The sequence below is a fragment of the Streptomyces xantholiticus genome, from assembly GCF_014651015.1.
Classification (GTDB): Bacteria; Actinomycetota; Actinomycetes; order Streptomycetales; family Streptomycetaceae; genus Streptomyces; species Streptomyces xantholiticus.
Genome location: NZ_BMWB01000013.1, coordinates 63,731 through 77,896 on the forward strand (window position 1 = coordinate 63,731; position 14,166 = coordinate 77,896).

Annotated in this window: 15 protein-coding genes; 10 read left to right on the plus strand and 5 right to left on the minus strand. The window is 71.5% G+C overall.

Annotated elements, in window-relative coordinates:
• The first annotated feature begins 189 nt into the window (after positions 1–189).
• A complete protein-coding gene (locus IE198_RS19860; RefSeq protein ID WP_189888444.1) occupies positions 190–1,020 on the plus strand; it encodes a sulfurtransferase in 831 nt (276 codons plus the stop codon).
• A gap of 62 nt (positions 1,021–1,082) precedes the next feature.
• Here IE198_RS19860 and sepH read toward each other — a convergent pair whose 3' ends face one another.
• The 3 genes from sepH to IE198_RS19875 all read right to left on the minus strand — a co-directional run bounded on the left by sepH (position 1,083) and on the right by IE198_RS19875 (position 5,115).
• Positions 1,083–2,132, minus strand: coding sequence for a septation protein SepH (gene sepH, locus IE198_RS19865; RefSeq protein WP_189888446.1), 1,050 nt, complete (start codon positions 2,130–2,132; stop codon positions 1,083–1,085).
• A 453-nt stretch (positions 2,133–2,585) separates the two neighbouring features.
• Positions 2,586–3,902 carry a D-arabinono-1,4-lactone oxidase gene (locus IE198_RS19870; RefSeq protein WP_189888630.1) on the minus strand — a complete coding sequence of 439 codons (1,317 nt, stop codon included), beginning with the start codon at positions 3,900–3,902 and terminating at the stop codon, positions 2,586–2,588.
• Entirely contained in the window at positions 3,865–5,115 is a 1,251-nt protein-coding gene (locus IE198_RS19875) for an MFS transporter (RefSeq protein ID WP_189888448.1), read from the minus strand. The genes IE198_RS19870 and IE198_RS19875 overlap by 38 nt, the downstream gene beginning before the upstream one ends.
• Positions 5,116–5,248: 133 nt before the next feature.
• Here IE198_RS19875 and IE198_RS19880 point away from each other — a divergent pair, with 133 nt between their 5' ends.
• Positions 5,249–6,376 carry a ferrochelatase gene (locus IE198_RS19880; protein ID WP_189888450.1) on the plus strand — a complete coding sequence of 376 codons (1,128 nt, stop codon included), beginning with the start codon at positions 5,249–5,251 and terminating at the stop codon, positions 6,374–6,376.
• Between the two features lie 23 nt (positions 6,377–6,399).
• Positions 6,400–7,209, plus strand: coding sequence for an inositol monophosphatase family protein (locus IE198_RS19885; protein WP_189888632.1), 810 nt, complete (start codon positions 6,400–6,402; stop codon positions 7,207–7,209).
• Positions 7,210–7,407: 198 nt separating this feature from the next.
• Here the strand turns inward: IE198_RS19885 and IE198_RS19890 are convergent, their stop codons facing one another.
• On the minus strand, positions 7,408–7,575 hold the full coding sequence (locus tag IE198_RS19890) for a hypothetical protein (RefSeq protein ID WP_189888452.1): 168 nt from the start codon (positions 7,573–7,575) through the stop codon (positions 7,408–7,410).
• A gap of 315 nt (positions 7,576–7,890) precedes the next feature.
• Here IE198_RS19890 and IE198_RS19895 point away from each other — a divergent pair, with 315 nt between their 5' ends.
• From IE198_RS19895 to IE198_RS19910, 4 genes are all read left to right on the plus strand, one after another.
• Positions 7,891–8,544 carry a response regulator transcription factor gene (locus tag IE198_RS19895; RefSeq protein ID WP_189888454.1) on the plus strand — a complete coding sequence of 218 codons (654 nt, stop codon included), beginning with the start codon at positions 7,891–7,893 and terminating at the stop codon, positions 8,542–8,544.
• Positions 8,545–8,549: 5 nt separating this feature from the next.
• A complete protein-coding gene (locus IE198_RS19900) occupies positions 8,550–9,785 on the plus strand; it encodes a sensor histidine kinase (protein WP_189888456.1) in 1,236 nt (411 codons plus the stop codon).
• 381 nt (positions 9,786–10,166) lie between these two features.
• Positions 10,167–10,463, plus strand: coding sequence for a DUF4193 domain-containing protein (locus IE198_RS19905; RefSeq protein ID WP_005310959.1), 297 nt, complete (start codon positions 10,167–10,169; stop codon positions 10,461–10,463).
• A 13-nt stretch (positions 10,464–10,476) separates the two neighbouring features.
• The gene (locus IE198_RS19910) at positions 10,477–11,463 is read left to right on the plus strand and encodes a hypothetical protein (RefSeq protein ID WP_189888458.1); all 987 of its coding nucleotides are present in this window, start codon (positions 10,477–10,479) and stop codon (positions 11,461–11,463) included.
• 33 nt (positions 11,464–11,496) lie between these two features.
• On the opposite strand, the gene IE198_RS19915 is transcribed toward IE198_RS19910, so the two are convergent.
• A complete protein-coding gene (locus tag IE198_RS19915) occupies positions 11,497–11,955 on the minus strand; it encodes a DUF3093 domain-containing protein (RefSeq protein WP_189888460.1) in 459 nt (152 codons plus the stop codon).
• A 58-nt stretch (positions 11,956–12,013) separates the two neighbouring features.
• On the opposite strand from IE198_RS19915, the gene IE198_RS19920 reads away from it, so the two are divergent.
• Genes IE198_RS19920 through IE198_RS19930 form a run of 3 tightly spaced genes read left to right on the plus strand, consistent with a single transcriptional unit; the run spans position 12,014 to position 13,915 of the window.
• Positions 12,014–12,634 (plus strand): PaaI family thioesterase, encoded by a 621-nt coding sequence (locus IE198_RS19920; RefSeq protein WP_189888462.1) that lies wholly within the window; start codon positions 12,014–12,016, stop codon positions 12,632–12,634.
• Positions 12,634–13,146: a dUTP diphosphatase gene (gene dut / locus IE198_RS19925; RefSeq protein WP_100109615.1), complete on the plus strand. Its 513-nt coding sequence runs from the start codon at positions 12,634–12,636 to the stop codon at positions 13,144–13,146. The genes IE198_RS19920 and dut overlap by 1 nt, the downstream gene beginning before the upstream one ends.
• A gap of 1 nt (position 13,147) precedes the next feature.
• Positions 13,148–13,915 (plus strand): DUF3710 domain-containing protein, encoded by a 768-nt coding sequence (locus IE198_RS19930; protein ID WP_189888463.1) that lies wholly within the window; start codon positions 13,148–13,150, stop codon positions 13,913–13,915.
• Positions 13,916–14,166: the final 251 nt, after the last annotated feature.

Genomic DNA, 14,166 nt, shown 5'->3' on the forward strand with positions numbered 1-14,166 from the left:
GCGTCGTCGGTCGCGGCAAAGCCGTGCGGAGGGCCGTTGCGCCCGAGCAGATGTTGTCACCACCCGGGACCCACTGCGCCCGGGCCGCGCCGGATATGGCGGGTTCCCGCCGGACGATGCCCGTTTTGACGCGGCTTGTTCGCTTCGTAGGCGTTACGGTGCGCCAGGCCGGTGCGCGAGGATGGCCTCATGAATCCGATCATCTCCGCGGCCGAACTCGCCCACGAGCTCGCCGGCACCACCCCGCCGGTCCTCCTGGACGTCCGCTACCGGCTCGGCGGACCGCACGGCCGTCCCGAGTACGAGGCCGGGCACATCCCGGGCGCCGTCTTCATCGACCTCGATGCGGAACTGGCCGGACCGCCCGGAGCAGGCGGTCGGCACCCGCTGCCCGACGTCGCCGCCTTCGGCGCCGTGATGCGCCGCGCGGGCATTTCCACCGGCACGCCCGTGGTGGTGTACGACGGGGACAAGGGCTGGGGCGCGGCACGCGCCTGGTGGATGCTGCGCTGGGCGGGACACGACGACGTACGGGTGCTGGACGGCGGGCTCGCGGCGTGGACGGGACCTCTCGAGACCGCGGTCCCCGACCCGAAGGAGGGCACCTTCGAGCCGAAGCCGGGCGCGCTGCCCCTGCTGGACGCCGACGAGGCGGCGGCGACGGCCCGTGACGGGCTGCTGCTCGACGCCCGCGCGGGAGAGCGCTACCGCGGCGAGGTGGAGCCCCTCGACCCGGTCGCCGGGCACATTCCGGGCGCGGTCTCGGCGCCGACCACGGAGAACGTGGATGCGGAGGGCCGCTTCCTCGCCCCCGAGCAACTGGCGGCCCGCTTCCGCGCGCTCGGGGCGGACGAAGCCGACAGGGCCGTGGGCGTGTACTGCGGCTCCGGCGTCTCGGCCGCCCAGCAGGCGATCGCCCTGGAGCTGGCGGGCTTCCGGCCCGCCCTGTACGCGGGCTCCTGGTCCGAGTGGTCGAACGACCCGGACCGCCCGGTCGCGACGGGTCCCGAACGGGGCTGACCCCGGCCGGGCCGGCAACAGGGCCGGTCCCCTGACGGGCCGGCCCTGTTGCGGAACTCCTCTTACTCCTGTTTCTTGCGGCGGGTGCCGAAGACGATCTCGTCCCAGCTCGGCACGGCGGCCCGGCGGCCGGGACGGACGCCGTCCGCCTCCGCCTGCCGGTCCGTGGTGCCGGTGAGCCGGTCACGGTGGCCGGCCACCGAACGCGGCATCAGCACATCCGCGTAGGCGGACCCGGCTCCGGCGGACGCGGCGGGCGCCACCGGCTCCTCCTCTGCGTCAGGCTCCTGGGCGGGCTCGATGGCGGGCGGTTCGACCGGCACGGGCCGCTCCGGCACGACCATGTCGCCGCGGAAGTTGGGAACCGCCTCCAGCAGGCTGGTCAGCGAGTCCCGCTCCTCGTTGCCGTCGCCGTCGCCGTCCGCCGAAGACGCGGCCGGGCGATCGATCTGGCGGTCGAGGGCACGGTCCAGCGGCCGGTCCCTGGGCAGTCGTGCGATGCGGGGGACGAACGGGAAGCTCGGCTCCTGCGCGATCGTGTCGTCGGTCTCGCCGATCAGGGCCCGCGCCTCGTCGTCGACGGCCTGGACGAGCCGCCTCGGCGGGTCGTAGGTCCAGCTCGCCGAGTGCGGCTCGCCGGCGACGCGGTAGACCAGCAGGACCTCCCAGGTGCCGTCGTCGCGGCGCCACGAGTCCCACTGCGGGGTGTCCTTCTCGGCGCCGCGGAGCAGCAGCCGTTCCTGCACGGCCTCGCCCAGCTGCGGGCCGGTGTTCTCGCCGGGGCGGCGTACGGGAGTCTTGCGGGCCCGCTCCGCCATGAAGGCGCGCTCGGCGAGCACCGGGCCCTCGAAGCGGCGCACCCGTTCGACGGGGATGCCGGCGAGCTGGGCGACCTCCTCCGCGGAGGCGCCGGCGCGTATACGTGCCTGGATGTCGCGGGGGCGGAGATGGCTCTCCACCTCGATCTCGATCTGGCCGAGGCGGGCGCGGTCGTTGCGTACGGCGGCGCGCAGCCGCTCATCGATCGGAAGCGTGTATTCCGTGCTGTCCGCAGCCTTGAGCACCAGTCGTGTGCCGTCGTTGGAGACGGCCACGACACGCAGTTCGGGCATGGGGACCTCCCGGGTGGTGCCTGCCGACGTCACCTGCGTCGCTGCTTCCGCTAGTCGAGTGTGGCCTGCCCGGGTGCAGCCTGCCACAACCTTGCCGAGGTGCCCGGCGTGTCGGGCACCTGCCCTGGATCGCCGTTATGGCACGGTTATCCATTCGCCACTCAGTGTGATCGGACGGTCACTCTGAGCGATAGATCTCCGTGCTTCACCGCGGCGCCGCCGGATCGAGCGCCGCTTTCGGCCCCCAACCTGGGGTCCGGACGCCACGAAGGAGGCCGGACCCAGGGCTCGCCACAGTACTCCATTCGGGCCATCGGGGTGGACCGCCGCGCCGCCGAAGTTGTGCGGGGCGGCCGGAGTTGTGTGCCCGGACGCGGGCGGTCGGGTCCGGTGCTTCACTGAAAAGCCACAAACGGAACTATTCGCTTTCGCGTTACGGCATGTGGGTGCCCGTCAGTCCCCCAATACCCGGCGCAGATAGGCGTTCTGGAAGACCCGGTCCGGATCGAGGCGGTCGCGCAGAGCCGTGAACTCGCCGAACCGGGGGTACACCTGGGAGAAGTACCCGGCGTCCCGTGTATGGATCTTGCCCCAGTGCGGCCGGCCGCCGTGCGCCGTCATGATCCGCTCCACGGCGGTGAAGTAGGAACGGCAGGGCGTGCCGCGGTACATGTGTACGGCGATGTACGCGGTCTCCCGGCCCGACGCGGTCGACAGTGCGATGTCGTCCGCGGGAGCCGTGCGCACCTCGACCGGGAAACTGACCCGAAGCGGTGACCGTTCGACCATCGCCTTGACTTCGCGCAGCGCCGCGACCGCGGCCTGCCTCGGCAGCGCGTACTCCATCTCGACGAAGCGCACCCGCCGCGGGGATGTGAAGACTTTGTAGGGAATGTCCGTATAGGTGCGGGCGGACAGCGCGCGGCTGGACAGCCGGGCGATCGCGGGAATGGCCGCGGGCACCGCGCGGCCGAGCGAACAGGCAACCTGAAAGGCTCCGTTGGACAGCAATTCGTCCTCGATCCAGCCGCCGACCCTGCCGGGCGGGGCCGCCGGACCGGCGCTGCGATTGTTGCGCTTGGTGTTGCAGTTGCCGGTGTGCGGGAACCAGTAGAACTCGAAGTGCTCGTTCTCGGCGTGCAGGGCGTCGAAGTCGTCCATGACCCGGTCGAAGGCCATCGGCTCCTCCCGGGCCGTCAGCAGGAAGACCGGCTCCACGGCGAACGTGATCGCCGTGACGACGCCAAGGGCGCCCAGACCGATCCGGGCGGCCGCGAAGATCTCCGGATTCTCCTTCTCCGAACACGTCAGCACCGAGCCGTGGGCCGTCACCAGCTCAAGGGCCTTGATCTGGGCGGCGATCGAGGCCGAGTCGCGGCCCGTGCCGTGCGTGCCGGTCGACGTCGCCCCCGCGACCGTCTGCTCCATGATGTCGCCCATGTTCGTGAGCGACAGACCCTCACGGGCGAGCGCCGCGTTCAACCGCTTGAGCGGGGTGCCCGATTCGACGGTGACGGTCATCTCGGAGCGGTCGATCCGCCGGATCCCGGTCATCAGATCGGGGCGTATCAGCAGCCCGTCGGTGGCCGCTATCGCGGTGAAGGAGTGGCCCGTGCCCACGGTCTTCACCCGCAGGCCGTCCGCCACCGCCTCGCGCACCGCGTCCGCCAACTCCTGCACGGACGCGGGGCGTGCCTCCCTCGCCGGCCTGGAGGCGACCGTCCCCGCCCAGTTACGCCACTGGCTGCTCTCGCTCCGCCGGGTCCCCATCACGCTGCTCACGCTGCCCCTCCCGCGTCGGCACCGGCCTGCGCAGCCGGCGGTACCCCAGGAACGCCACCACAGCCGCGAGCACTCCCGCCACGCCGGGCACCGCGTACCCCGCAGCGGCGCCCTGCGCGTCGACCACCCAGCCGGCGGCCGCGGAACCCAGTGCGACGCCGACCGCGAGCCCCGTGCTGGTCCAGGACATGCCCTCGGTCAGCTTGCTGCGCGGTACGTGTGCCTCGACGAGGGCCATCGTCGTCACCATCGTCGGCGCGATGGCAAGGCCCGCGACAATGAGCGCCACGGCCAGGAACGGCAGGCTCCCGGCCAGTTGGAGGGGGATCATACTCACGGCCATCGCACACACGCCCAGCACCCACCTGCGGCCGGGCTCGCCCTTCGGATTCAGCAGCCCGAAGACGGCGCCGGCGAGGCAGGAACCGAGCGCGTACACCGCGAGCACCCAGCTCGCCGCGGACTTGTGAGCCGTTTCCTCCGCGAACGCCACCGTCACCACGTCGACCGCGCCGAAGATCGCACCCGTGGCGACGAACGCGGCCACCAGCACCTGGAGCCCGGGGGAGCGCAGCGCGCTGCCGCCGGTGTGCTGCTCGGCGGGATGCGGCCTCGGCTCCGTCGCCCGCTGCGCCGTCAGCCACCAGACACCGACCAGCATGAACCCGGCGGCGAACAGCGGACCGGCCTCGGGGAACCAGAGGGTCGACAGACCGATGGAGACGATCGGACCGAAGATGAAGCACACCTCGTCGACGATCGACTCGAACGAGTACGCGGTGTGCAGTTCCCGCCGCGACCCTTGCAGCAGCGAGGCCCAGCGCGCCCGGGTCATCGCACCGACGCTCGGCACACAGCCGGCGACGGCCGTGAAGGCGAACAGCGTCCAGTCCGGTGCGCCCTGCTGCGCGCAGATCAACAGGCCGGTGACGGCCGCCAGCGAGATCAGGGTGGCCGGACGCAGCACCTTGCGCTGGCCGTGCCGGTCGACGAGCCGGGAGACCTGCGGGCCCAGAACGGCCGCGGACAGTGCGAGGGTCGCGGTGAGCGTGCCGGCCAGGCCGTACCGGCCGGTGAGCTCGGAGACCATGGTCATGATCCCGATGCCCAACATGGACAGCGGCATCCTGCCGAGGAAGCCGGCGGCGGAGAACCCGACGGTGCCGGGAGTGGCGAAGATCGCGCGGTACGGACTGGACAACGTCGGGCTCCGGTCGGGCTCCGGCAGGGGGCACCGGTAAGGCGTATGGGCAGCCTTCACAGATTACGCGCCGAACGTCCGTCGGCGCACCGCGGTTTTTCCGGTGTCAGAGGCGGGTGGCAGGATCGGCCCCATGTCCGATCAGCGCGATCCAGCTCCTTACGACGCCCTTCTGCTGCTCTCGTTCGGCGGCCCCGAAGGCCCGGACGACGTGGTCCCGTTCCTGGAGAACGTGACCCGTGGCCGCGGCATCCCCAAGGAACGGCTCAAGGAAGTGGGGCAGCACTACTTCCTCTTCGGCGGCGTCAGCCCCATCAACGACCAGAACCGGGCCCTGCTGGACGCCCTGCGCAAGGACTTCGCCGAGCACGACCTGGATCTGCCGGTGTACTGGGGCAACCGCAATTGGGCGCCGTACCTCACGGACACCCTGCGGGAGATGACCGACGCCGGCCACCGCCGCATCGCCGTCCTCGCCACCAGCGCGTACGCCTCCTACTCGGGCTGCCGCCAGTACCGGGAGAACCTCGCCGACGGGCTCGCCACGCTGGAAGGGGAGGGGCGGGAGCTGCCGCGCGTCGACAAGCTGCGGCACTACTTCAACCACCCCGGGTTCGTCCGCCCCATGATCGACGGCGTTCTCGCCTCGCTCGCCGACCTGCCGGAGGACGTCCGCGTCGGGGCGCACCTCGCCTTCACGACGCACTCCATTCCGACGTCCGCGGCCGACTCCTCCGGACCTGGTCCCGACCACGGGGACGGCGGCGCGTATGTGCGCCAGCACCTCGACGTGGCCCGGGTGATCGCCGACGCGGTCGCCGACGAGACGGGGGTCCGGCACCCCTGGGAGCTCGTCTACCAGTCCCGCAGCGGAGCCCCGCACATCCCCTGGCTGGAGCCGGACATCTGCGACCACCTGGAGGCGCTGCACGGCTCCGGGGCACCCGCGGTGGTCATGGTCCCGATCGGCTTCGTCTCCGACCACATGGAGGTCCTGTACGACCTCGACACGGAGGCCACCGCGAAGGCCGCCGAGCTGGGGCTGCCGGTGCGCCGCGCCGCGACGGTGGGTGCCGACCCCCGCTTCGCCGGCGCCGTGCGCGACCTCCTGCTGGAGCGGGCCGCGACCGAGCGGGGCGTCCCGGCGGAGCGCTGCGCGCTCGGCGCCCTCGGCGCGAGCCACGACCTCTGCCCCGTCGGGTGCTGCCCGGCCCGCGCGCCGAAGCCGGCGGCGGCCGGCGCCGACAGCCCGTACGCGTGAAGGAGACCACTGTGACCGAGCCCATGACCGACCCTGCGACCGACTCGGCGTCCGAACTGCTGCCTCTCGCCCTGGAGGCTGCCCGCAGAGCGGGCGAGCTGCTGAGGGACGGCCGGCCGGACGACCTGGGCGTCGCCAGGACCAAGTCCAGCCCCATCGACGTGGTGACCGAGATGGACATCGCGGCGGAGAAACTGATCACCGGCTTCCTCACCGAGCACCGCCCGGACGACGGTTTCCTCGGCGAGGAGGGCGCGGCCACGGTCGGCACCAGCGGCGTGCGCTGGGTCATCGACCCGCTGGACGGCACGGTCAACTACCTGTACGGCCTGCCCACCTGGGCGGTCTCCATCGCTGCGGAGCTCGACGGCGAGACGGTGGTCGGCGTCGTCGAGGCGCCGATGCGGCGCGAGACGTTCCGCGCGGTGCGCGGCGGCGGTGCGTTCCTGAACGACCGGCCGGTACGGTGCCGGCCGGCGCCCCCGCTGGAACAGGCCCTGGTCTCCACCGGCTTCAACTACGTCCACACCGTCCGCACCCACCAGGCGGACGTCGCCCAGCGGCTGATCCCGCGACTGCGGGACATCCGGCGCAGCGGCTCCGCGGCGATCGACCTCTCCGACGTGGCGGCCGGACGCCTGGACGGCTACTACGAGCGGGGCCTCAGCCCGTGGGACCTGGCGGCGGGCGACCTGATCGCCCGCGAGGCGGGCGCACTGACCGGCGGCCGTCCCGGGCAGCCCCCCTCCGGCGCCCTGACCGTCGCCGCGACGCCGGGAGTCTTCGAGCCGCTGCAGGGGCTGCTGGAGGAACTGGGGGCGTGGCATGACTGACGGGTGACGCCGGGCGGGGGCGTGCGTGTATCCGGTGCGGGGCCTGTTCCCCGCCCCGCCCTCGCCCTACGCCTGGCGGCGTGGGTGGTACCCCCGTCCCGGGACCCGCGCCGAGGGCGCAGCGGGCTCGGCGCAGTGCCGGAACACAGCGAGAGGCCCGGCACCGCAGGAACGGTGCCGGGCCTCTCGCGTACGGACTCACGCCGCTGTGAGATTCACCCCGTGCTCGGCGGCCAGACGGTGGAGATCGTCCAGTTCCGCCTGCTCGACATCCGCAAGGAAGTCGTCGCCCGTCTCCCGAGCGATCGTGAGGTCGGTCTCGGCGGCCTTTATGCGCTGCAGCAGTCCGGCGGTGAAAGCGTCCATGGTGCGCCCCCTCGTCGTGGGTCGGTGGCACGGGGGTGTGCCGACGGTGGGTTGATCAACCCTGGAACAGGTCGTGGTGCGCCACATACAGGGCGTGATCGGGGTGTGCAGTCGTCCTCCCCAGGCCTTCCCGGGCGGAAACCTCAACTGTCCCGGGAATCCTTCTTATTCCGCAGCGCCGCTCCCGGGGCCGGCTGCCGGCCCGTTTCGACTTACCGCCGGTTTACGCGCGTAACGGGCAGGATGGAGCCGCACACTCAGTGCGCAGACCTGCCCTGTCACATGATCAGGGCTTTGCGAGAGAGGAACAGCGACGTGCGCGTACTCGTCGTCGAGGACGAGCAGCTGCTCGCCGATGCGGTGGCCACCGGACTGCGCCGGGAGGCCATGGCGGTCGACGTCGTGTACGACGGCGCCGCCGCTCTGGAACGCATCGGGGTCAACGACTACGACGTAGTGGTGCTCGACCGCGACCTCCCCCGGGTCCACGGTGACGACGTCTGCCGCAGGATCGTCGAGCTGGGCATGCCCACCCGGGTGCTGATGCTGACGGCCTCGGGCGACGTCAGCGATCGCGTCGAGGGCCTGGAGCTGGGCGCCGACGACTATCTTCCCAAGCCGTTCGCGTTCACCGAGCTCACCGCCCGGGTGCGGGCCCTCGGGCGCCGTACGACGGTGCCGCTGCCGCCTGTCCTGGCGCGTGCCGGCATCAAGCTCGACCCGAACCGCCGTGAGGTCTTCAGGGACGGCAAGGAGATTCAGCTGGCCCCCAAGGAGTTCGCGGTCCTGGAGGTCCTGATGCGCAGCGAGGGCGCGGTCGTCTCCGCAGAGCAGCTGCTGGAGAAGGCCTGGGACGAGAACACGGACCCGTTCACCAACGTCGTGCGGGTGACCGTGATGACCCTGCGCCGCAAGCTCGGCGAACCGCCCGTGATCGTCACGGTGCCCGGTTCGGGTTACCGGATCTGATCGCGGTGGCCACCGTCCCCGCGCCGCCGGAGGCGCCCCCGAAGCCGACCTGGGACCCCCGGGAGCCGGTCCGTCCCTGGCTGCGCCCGACGATCCGGATAAGGCTCACCCTCCTGTACGGCGGGATGTTCCTGATCGCGGGCATCCTGCTGCTGTCGATCATCTATCTCTTCACCGCCCAGGCGCTGAACGTGGGCGTCACCGAACTGCCCTTCAAGATCGTCGAGGGCAAGGTCCAGCCCACCACGGACTGGTGCACCCTGCCCGAGGAGGGATCCGGGGAACAGTTCAGCCGGGCGGTCTCCGCCTGTCTCCAGCACCAGCGCGAGCTCGCTCTGGACGACCTGCTGCGCCGTTCCCTGTTCGCCCTGCTCGGCCTGAGCATCATCGCCTTCGCCTTCGGCTACGCGATGGCCGGCCGCGTCCTGTCGCCGCTCGGCCGGATCACCCGGACCGCGCGCCAGGTCGCCGGCTCGGACCTGTCGCGCCGGATCGAGCTGGACGGCCCGGACGACGAGCTGAAGGAGCTCGCCGACACCTTCGACGAGATGCTGGACCGCCTGGAGCGGGCCTTCACCGCCCAGCAGCGGTTCGTGGCGAACGCCTCCCACGAGCTGCGCACGCCGCTGGCGATCAACCGCACGCTGCTGGAGGTCCATCTCTCCGACCCCGGGGCCCCTGTGGAGCTCCACCAACTGGGCAAGACCTTGCTGGCCACCAACGAGCGCAGCGAGCAGCTCGTGGAGGGACTGCTGCTCCTCGCCCGCAGCGACAACCAGATCGTCGAGCGCAAGCCGGTGGACCTGGCGGAGGTCGCCACGCGCGCCATCGACCAGGCCCGCTCGGAGGCCGAGGCGAAGGGCGTGGAGGTCCGGGGTCGGCGCGAGCCCGCCGTCGTCCAGGGCAACGGAGTCCTGCTCGAGCGGATCGCCCTGAACCTGGTGCAGAACGCGGTCCGGTACAACGTCCCGGAGCAGGGGTGGGTGGAGGTCACCACCTCGGTCGAGCACGGCCAGGCGGTCCTGCTGGTCACCAACACGGGGCCGGTCGTTCCGGCGTACGAGATCGACAATCTCTTCGAGCCGTTCCGGCGGCTCCGCCAGGAGCGTACGGGTAGCGACAAGGGTGTCGGTCTGGGGCTTTCCATCGCCCGGTCCGTGGCCCGCGCACACGGGGGCCGTATTGCGGCGGTGCCCCGGGAGGGCGGTGGACTGGTGATGCGTGTCACCCTTCCGGTGTGAGGCCCCGCATGGTGTTCGCTTTAAGCGGAATTTCCGGAAACAGTCTCACACGAATACATGTGCGATCCATCACATGGATCGCATCGAATCCATCTACACTCCGTGATCAAGAATCGTGCGGAATGTCGGGAAAAGCCCGGGTTTCCACGGGGTTGTATCACGGGAAGTACACGGGGTGGCGCTCGTGAAGCGCGTCCACGGACCGTGTACGGTCCCCATCGCCATCCAACCCCGATCACTCCGGAGGGGTCCGGTTGGGTGTCGATTGAGTAACAGACCTTGATGTGAGGCAAAATCTCCGCCTCAGGTCGGGCACAAGTCCGGCCTCTCACGCGTTACGTGCGCTGGAGACACTGCAACCACCCAGAGGGGGAGAGCGACATGGCAACGGACTACGACACCCCACGCAAGACCGACGACGACGTCGATTCGGACAGCCTTGAAGAGCTGAAGGCCCGGCGGAACGACAAGTCGACCTCGACCGTCGATGTCGACGAGTTCGAGGCCGCCGAGGGCATGGAGCTCCCTGGAGCCGACCTGTCCAACGAGGAGCTCGCCGTCCGGGTCCTGCCCAAGCAGGCCGACGAGTTCACCTGCATGAGCTGCTTCCTCGTGCACCACCGCAGTCAGCTGGCGCGCGAGAAGAACGGTCAGCCCATCTGCCGCGACTGCGACTGAGGCAGAGCGGCCAGTGGCAGGCGAGACACCGTCCGACAAGCGGCGCTTCCGGCGTAAGAAACCGCCGGAGGCGCACCAGGGCGGTACGGGCCCCGAGCAGGACGCCGCCACGGCGTCCGCCGAAGACCCGGCCGCTCTACTGCCGCACGACGCGATCGAGGGTGTGAAGCGAGGTCTGCCGGCCTCGCTCGAGACAGTCGGCCAGGCCGGGTCCCCGACCAGGGCCCGACGCCTGGCCGCGGTCAGGAAGGGCGTCGTCAAGGGCGGCGACAGCGCAAGGGCGGGCATCGCCAGGAGCGGGCGCGGCGCCCGTGCGAGGCTCATGAAGAGCAAGGAGAGCGCCAAGGCGGCGCTGGCCCACATCGCCGACGTCCTGATCGAGAACGCACCACGCATTCCGGTGCGTGACCTGGAGAAACTGCGCCGGCAGTTTCCCGGTCTGACCCCCGAGCAGCTTGCCGACAAGCTGGTCGCGGGCGCGGCGAACGCCACCTCCACGGTCGGCGCCGGTATCGGAGCCGCCGCGATGATGCCCGTGCCACCGGCGATGCCGACCGAGCTGGCGGCGGAGGTCGTCGGCGTTGCCGCGATCGAGCTGAAACTCATCGCCGAGCTCCACGAGGTCTACGGAGTGCGGCCGCCCGGCGGCGTCAAGGACCGCAGCACCGCATATCTGAACGCCTGGTCGCAGGAGCGCGGGATCGAGTTCACCAAGCCCTCGACGTTCAACGCCTCGATGGGCGGTCAGCTCAAGCGGCAACTGCGGCAGCAGATCATGAAGCGCATGGTCCGCAACCTTCCGAATCTGATGCCGTTCATGGTCGGCGCGGCCGTCGGCGCCGTGATGAACCGCCGCGATACAGGGAAGCTCGCGAAGCAGATCCGCGCGGACCTGCGGAGCAGGCAGATCCCTTGGGCCGCTCTTGCGTCACTGCCCCCGCTGGAGGAGCCCAGGAACCCGCTGGAGCCCGGCGAGCTCCCGCCGGGAGAGGGCGCCTGACCGGCAGAAGAGGGCGACTGGCGCCCGGCCGTCTCAGGCCGCGCGGACGGCTGTCAGCGCGGCAGCCAGCGCTTCGGGGTCCCGTGTCGACAGATAGAGGTAGGGCGTCGGATCGTCGGGGTCGCTGACCTCGATCCGCACCGCCGTCGGAACATAGCTGCGCAGCAGCATGAACGCCCGCGGATCGGCCTTGTGGAAGCGCCAGGCCCGTGCCTGCTCAGCGTCCAGCACCTCCGCCTCACCGAGCGCCGAGACCGGGATCCTCGCGTCTCCCGCGACCAGCGACCCGGCCACCACCCGGATCCGCGCCGAGCCGTAGGAGCTGACCAGCGCCGACGACAGCGCGCCCGCGCCGATCACACCGCCGAGCATCGGCAGGACCCCCAGCGGCAGCATGACCAGACCGCCGGAGACGGCGACGAGGGCGGTGACCGCCCACCACGAGCGGGGCACGGTCAGACGTTCTGCGTACTGTGGGGCGGAAGGCTGCATGAATCCAAGCTTGGCACGGTGCGACCCGCGGGTAGCCGCGCGGGTAAGGTCTGCGGCTGTGAGCAACACGAACTCCCGGGGGGCGGACCCCGGACCCCCCGCCCGTTCCACGGCGCTGACCCCGCCGGCCGACGCCACGGCGCCGGTGCGCCACCCCGAGGCGCCCGCCCCGGGTGAACTTCTCGGCGCGCACTACGGGCACTGCTTCGGATGCGGAGGGGAACAGCCCCACGGCCTGCACCTGGCGGCGCGGGCCGGGGACGGCGTGCGGGTCACCGCCGAGTTCACCGTCAGGCCCGCGCACCAGGGTGCCCCGGGCCTTGCGCACGGCGGAGTGCTCGCCACCGCGCTGGACGAGACGCTCGGCTCGCTGAACTGGCTGCTGCGGGTCATCGCCGTCACCGGCAAGCTGGAGACCGACTTCGTACGGCCCGTGCCCGTGGACACGGTGCTGCACCTCGACGCCGAGGTCACCGCGGTGGCGGGACGCAAGATCTACTCGACCGCGACCGGCCGGATCGGCGGACCCGACGGGCCGGTGGCCCTGCGGGCGGCGGCCCTGTTCATCGAGGTCAAGGTCGACCACTTCATCGCGAACGGCCGGCCCGCGGAGATCCAGGCGGCGATGGCCGACACCGACCAGGTCAGGCGCGCCCGAGCCTTCGAGGTGAACCCCTGATGCGTGAACCCGTCGACGTCCTGATCCGCCGTGTGGACCCCGAGGTGCCGCTGCCCGCGTACGGTCACCCCGGTGACGCGGGTGCCGACCTGGTGACCTGCGAGGCCGCCGAACTCGCCCCGGGGGAGCGTGCGGTGCTGCCGACCGGCGTCTCGATCGCCCTCCCCGACGGGTACGCGGCCTTCGTGCACCCCCGGTCCGGGCTCGCGGCCCGCTGCGGTGTCGCCCTCGTGAATGCCCCGGGGACGATTGATGCCGGGTACCGTGGGGAGATCAAGGTGATCGTGGTCAATCTCGACCCTCGCGAGAGCGTGCGGTTCGAACGGTTCGACCGGATCGCCCAACTGGTCGTCCAGCAGGTCGAGAAGGTGCGCTTCCACGAGGTTGCGGAGCTTCCCGGCTCGGCGCGGGCCGAGGGGGGCTTCGGGTCCACCGGCGGTCATGCCGCCGTGGACGGCTCTACGGGTGGGAATCGATACGCATCGGTCGTATCCGACCGGGAAGGACAGTGACGTGTTCGGACGTCGCAAGAAGAGTGGTTCCGCCGGGGACGCGGCGGACGCAACGGGCGAGGCCGAGCAGGTCGACGAGCTCGGTACGGACGCCGAGGAGGGCGAAGCCCGCAGGGTGAACCTCCCGCCGGCGCCCCGGCCCGACGGACCCTGGGACGTGTCCGAGGTCTCCAGGCCCGGCGAGGGCCGGGTCGATCTCGGTGGCCTCTTCGTGCCCGGGGTCGAGGGCATGGAACTCCGTGTCGAGGTCGCCGGCGACGCGATCGTCGCGGCCACCGTGGTGCTGCGGGACAGCGCCGTACAGCTCCAGGCCTTCGCGGCGCCCAAGAAGGAGGGCATCTGGGGCGAGGTCCGCGAGGAGATCGCCTCCGGCATCACCCAGCAGGGCGGCATCATCGACGAGGTCGAGGGCCCGCTCGGCTGGGAGCTGCGGGCTCAGGTGCCCGTGCAGCTGCCCGACGGCACGGGCGGTGTGCAGATGGTGCGCTTCGTCGGCGTCGACGGCCCGCGCTGGTTCCTGCGCGGAGTGATCTCCGGGCAGGGCGCGGTGCAGCCGCAGGCCGCCGGTCTGCTCGAGCAGATCTTCCGGGACACCGTCGTGGTGCGCGGTGAGGGCCCGATGGCCCCGCGCGACCCGATCGTCCTCAAGCTGCCGGAGGACGCGCAGATGGTCCCCGAGGGTGTCCAGCAGGAGGAGCAGGAGGGCTCGCGCTTCTCCGGAGGCATGGGGCAGCTCCAGCGCGGACCCGAGATCACCGAGGTCCGCTGAGGAGCAGTCCGTACGGACAGCGCCACGAGGGCCGCGCATCCCCGGCGGAGCGCGGCCCATCCCCCGGCGCTGCCCTGGGCGCACGGCCGTTGCCCGCCCGTGTGCCCTGCACATACTGGGCCCCGCGGGCGTCAGCCGGACGTCTCCTGTGCGGAGCCGGCCAGACGGGCCCGCCGTGGCGGTGAGGTGGTGGCGCTCCGGGAGGGCGGGCGTACGGGCGGCCGCGGCGCGACAGCCCGGGGCGGTCCCTG

Coding starts and splice junctions, on each gene's coding strand:
- IE198_RS19915 (WP_189888460.1), bottom strand. CDS start 11,955: ATGCAGCCTTCCGCCCCACAGTACGCAGAACGTCTGACCGTGCCCCGC.
- IE198_RS19890 (WP_189888452.1), bottom strand. CDS start 7,575: ATGGACGCTTTCACCGCCGGACTGCTGCAGCGCATAAAGGCCGCCGAG.
- IE198_RS19905 (WP_005310959.1), top strand. CDS start 10,167: ATGGCAACGGACTACGACACCCCACGCAAGACCGACGACGACGTCGAT.
- IE198_RS19860 (WP_189888444.1), top strand. CDS start 190: ATGAATCCGATCATCTCCGCGGCCGAACTCGCCCACGAGCTCGCCGGC.
- IE198_RS19880 (WP_189888450.1), top strand. CDS start 5,249: ATGTCCGATCAGCGCGATCCAGCTCCTTACGACGCCCTTCTGCTGCTC.
- dut (WP_100109615.1), top strand. CDS start 12,634: ATGCGTGAACCCGTCGACGTCCTGATCCGCCGTGTGGACCCCGAGGTG.
- IE198_RS19885 (WP_189888632.1), top strand. CDS start 6,400: ATGACCGACCCTGCGACCGACTCGGCGTCCGAACTGCTGCCTCTCGCC.
- sepH (WP_189888446.1), bottom strand. CDS start 2,132: ATGCCCGAACTGCGTGTCGTGGCCGTCTCCAACGACGGCACACGACTG.
- IE198_RS19870 (WP_189888630.1), bottom strand. CDS start 3,902: ATGGGGACCCGGCGGAGCGAGAGCAGCCAGTGGCGTAACTGGGCGGGG.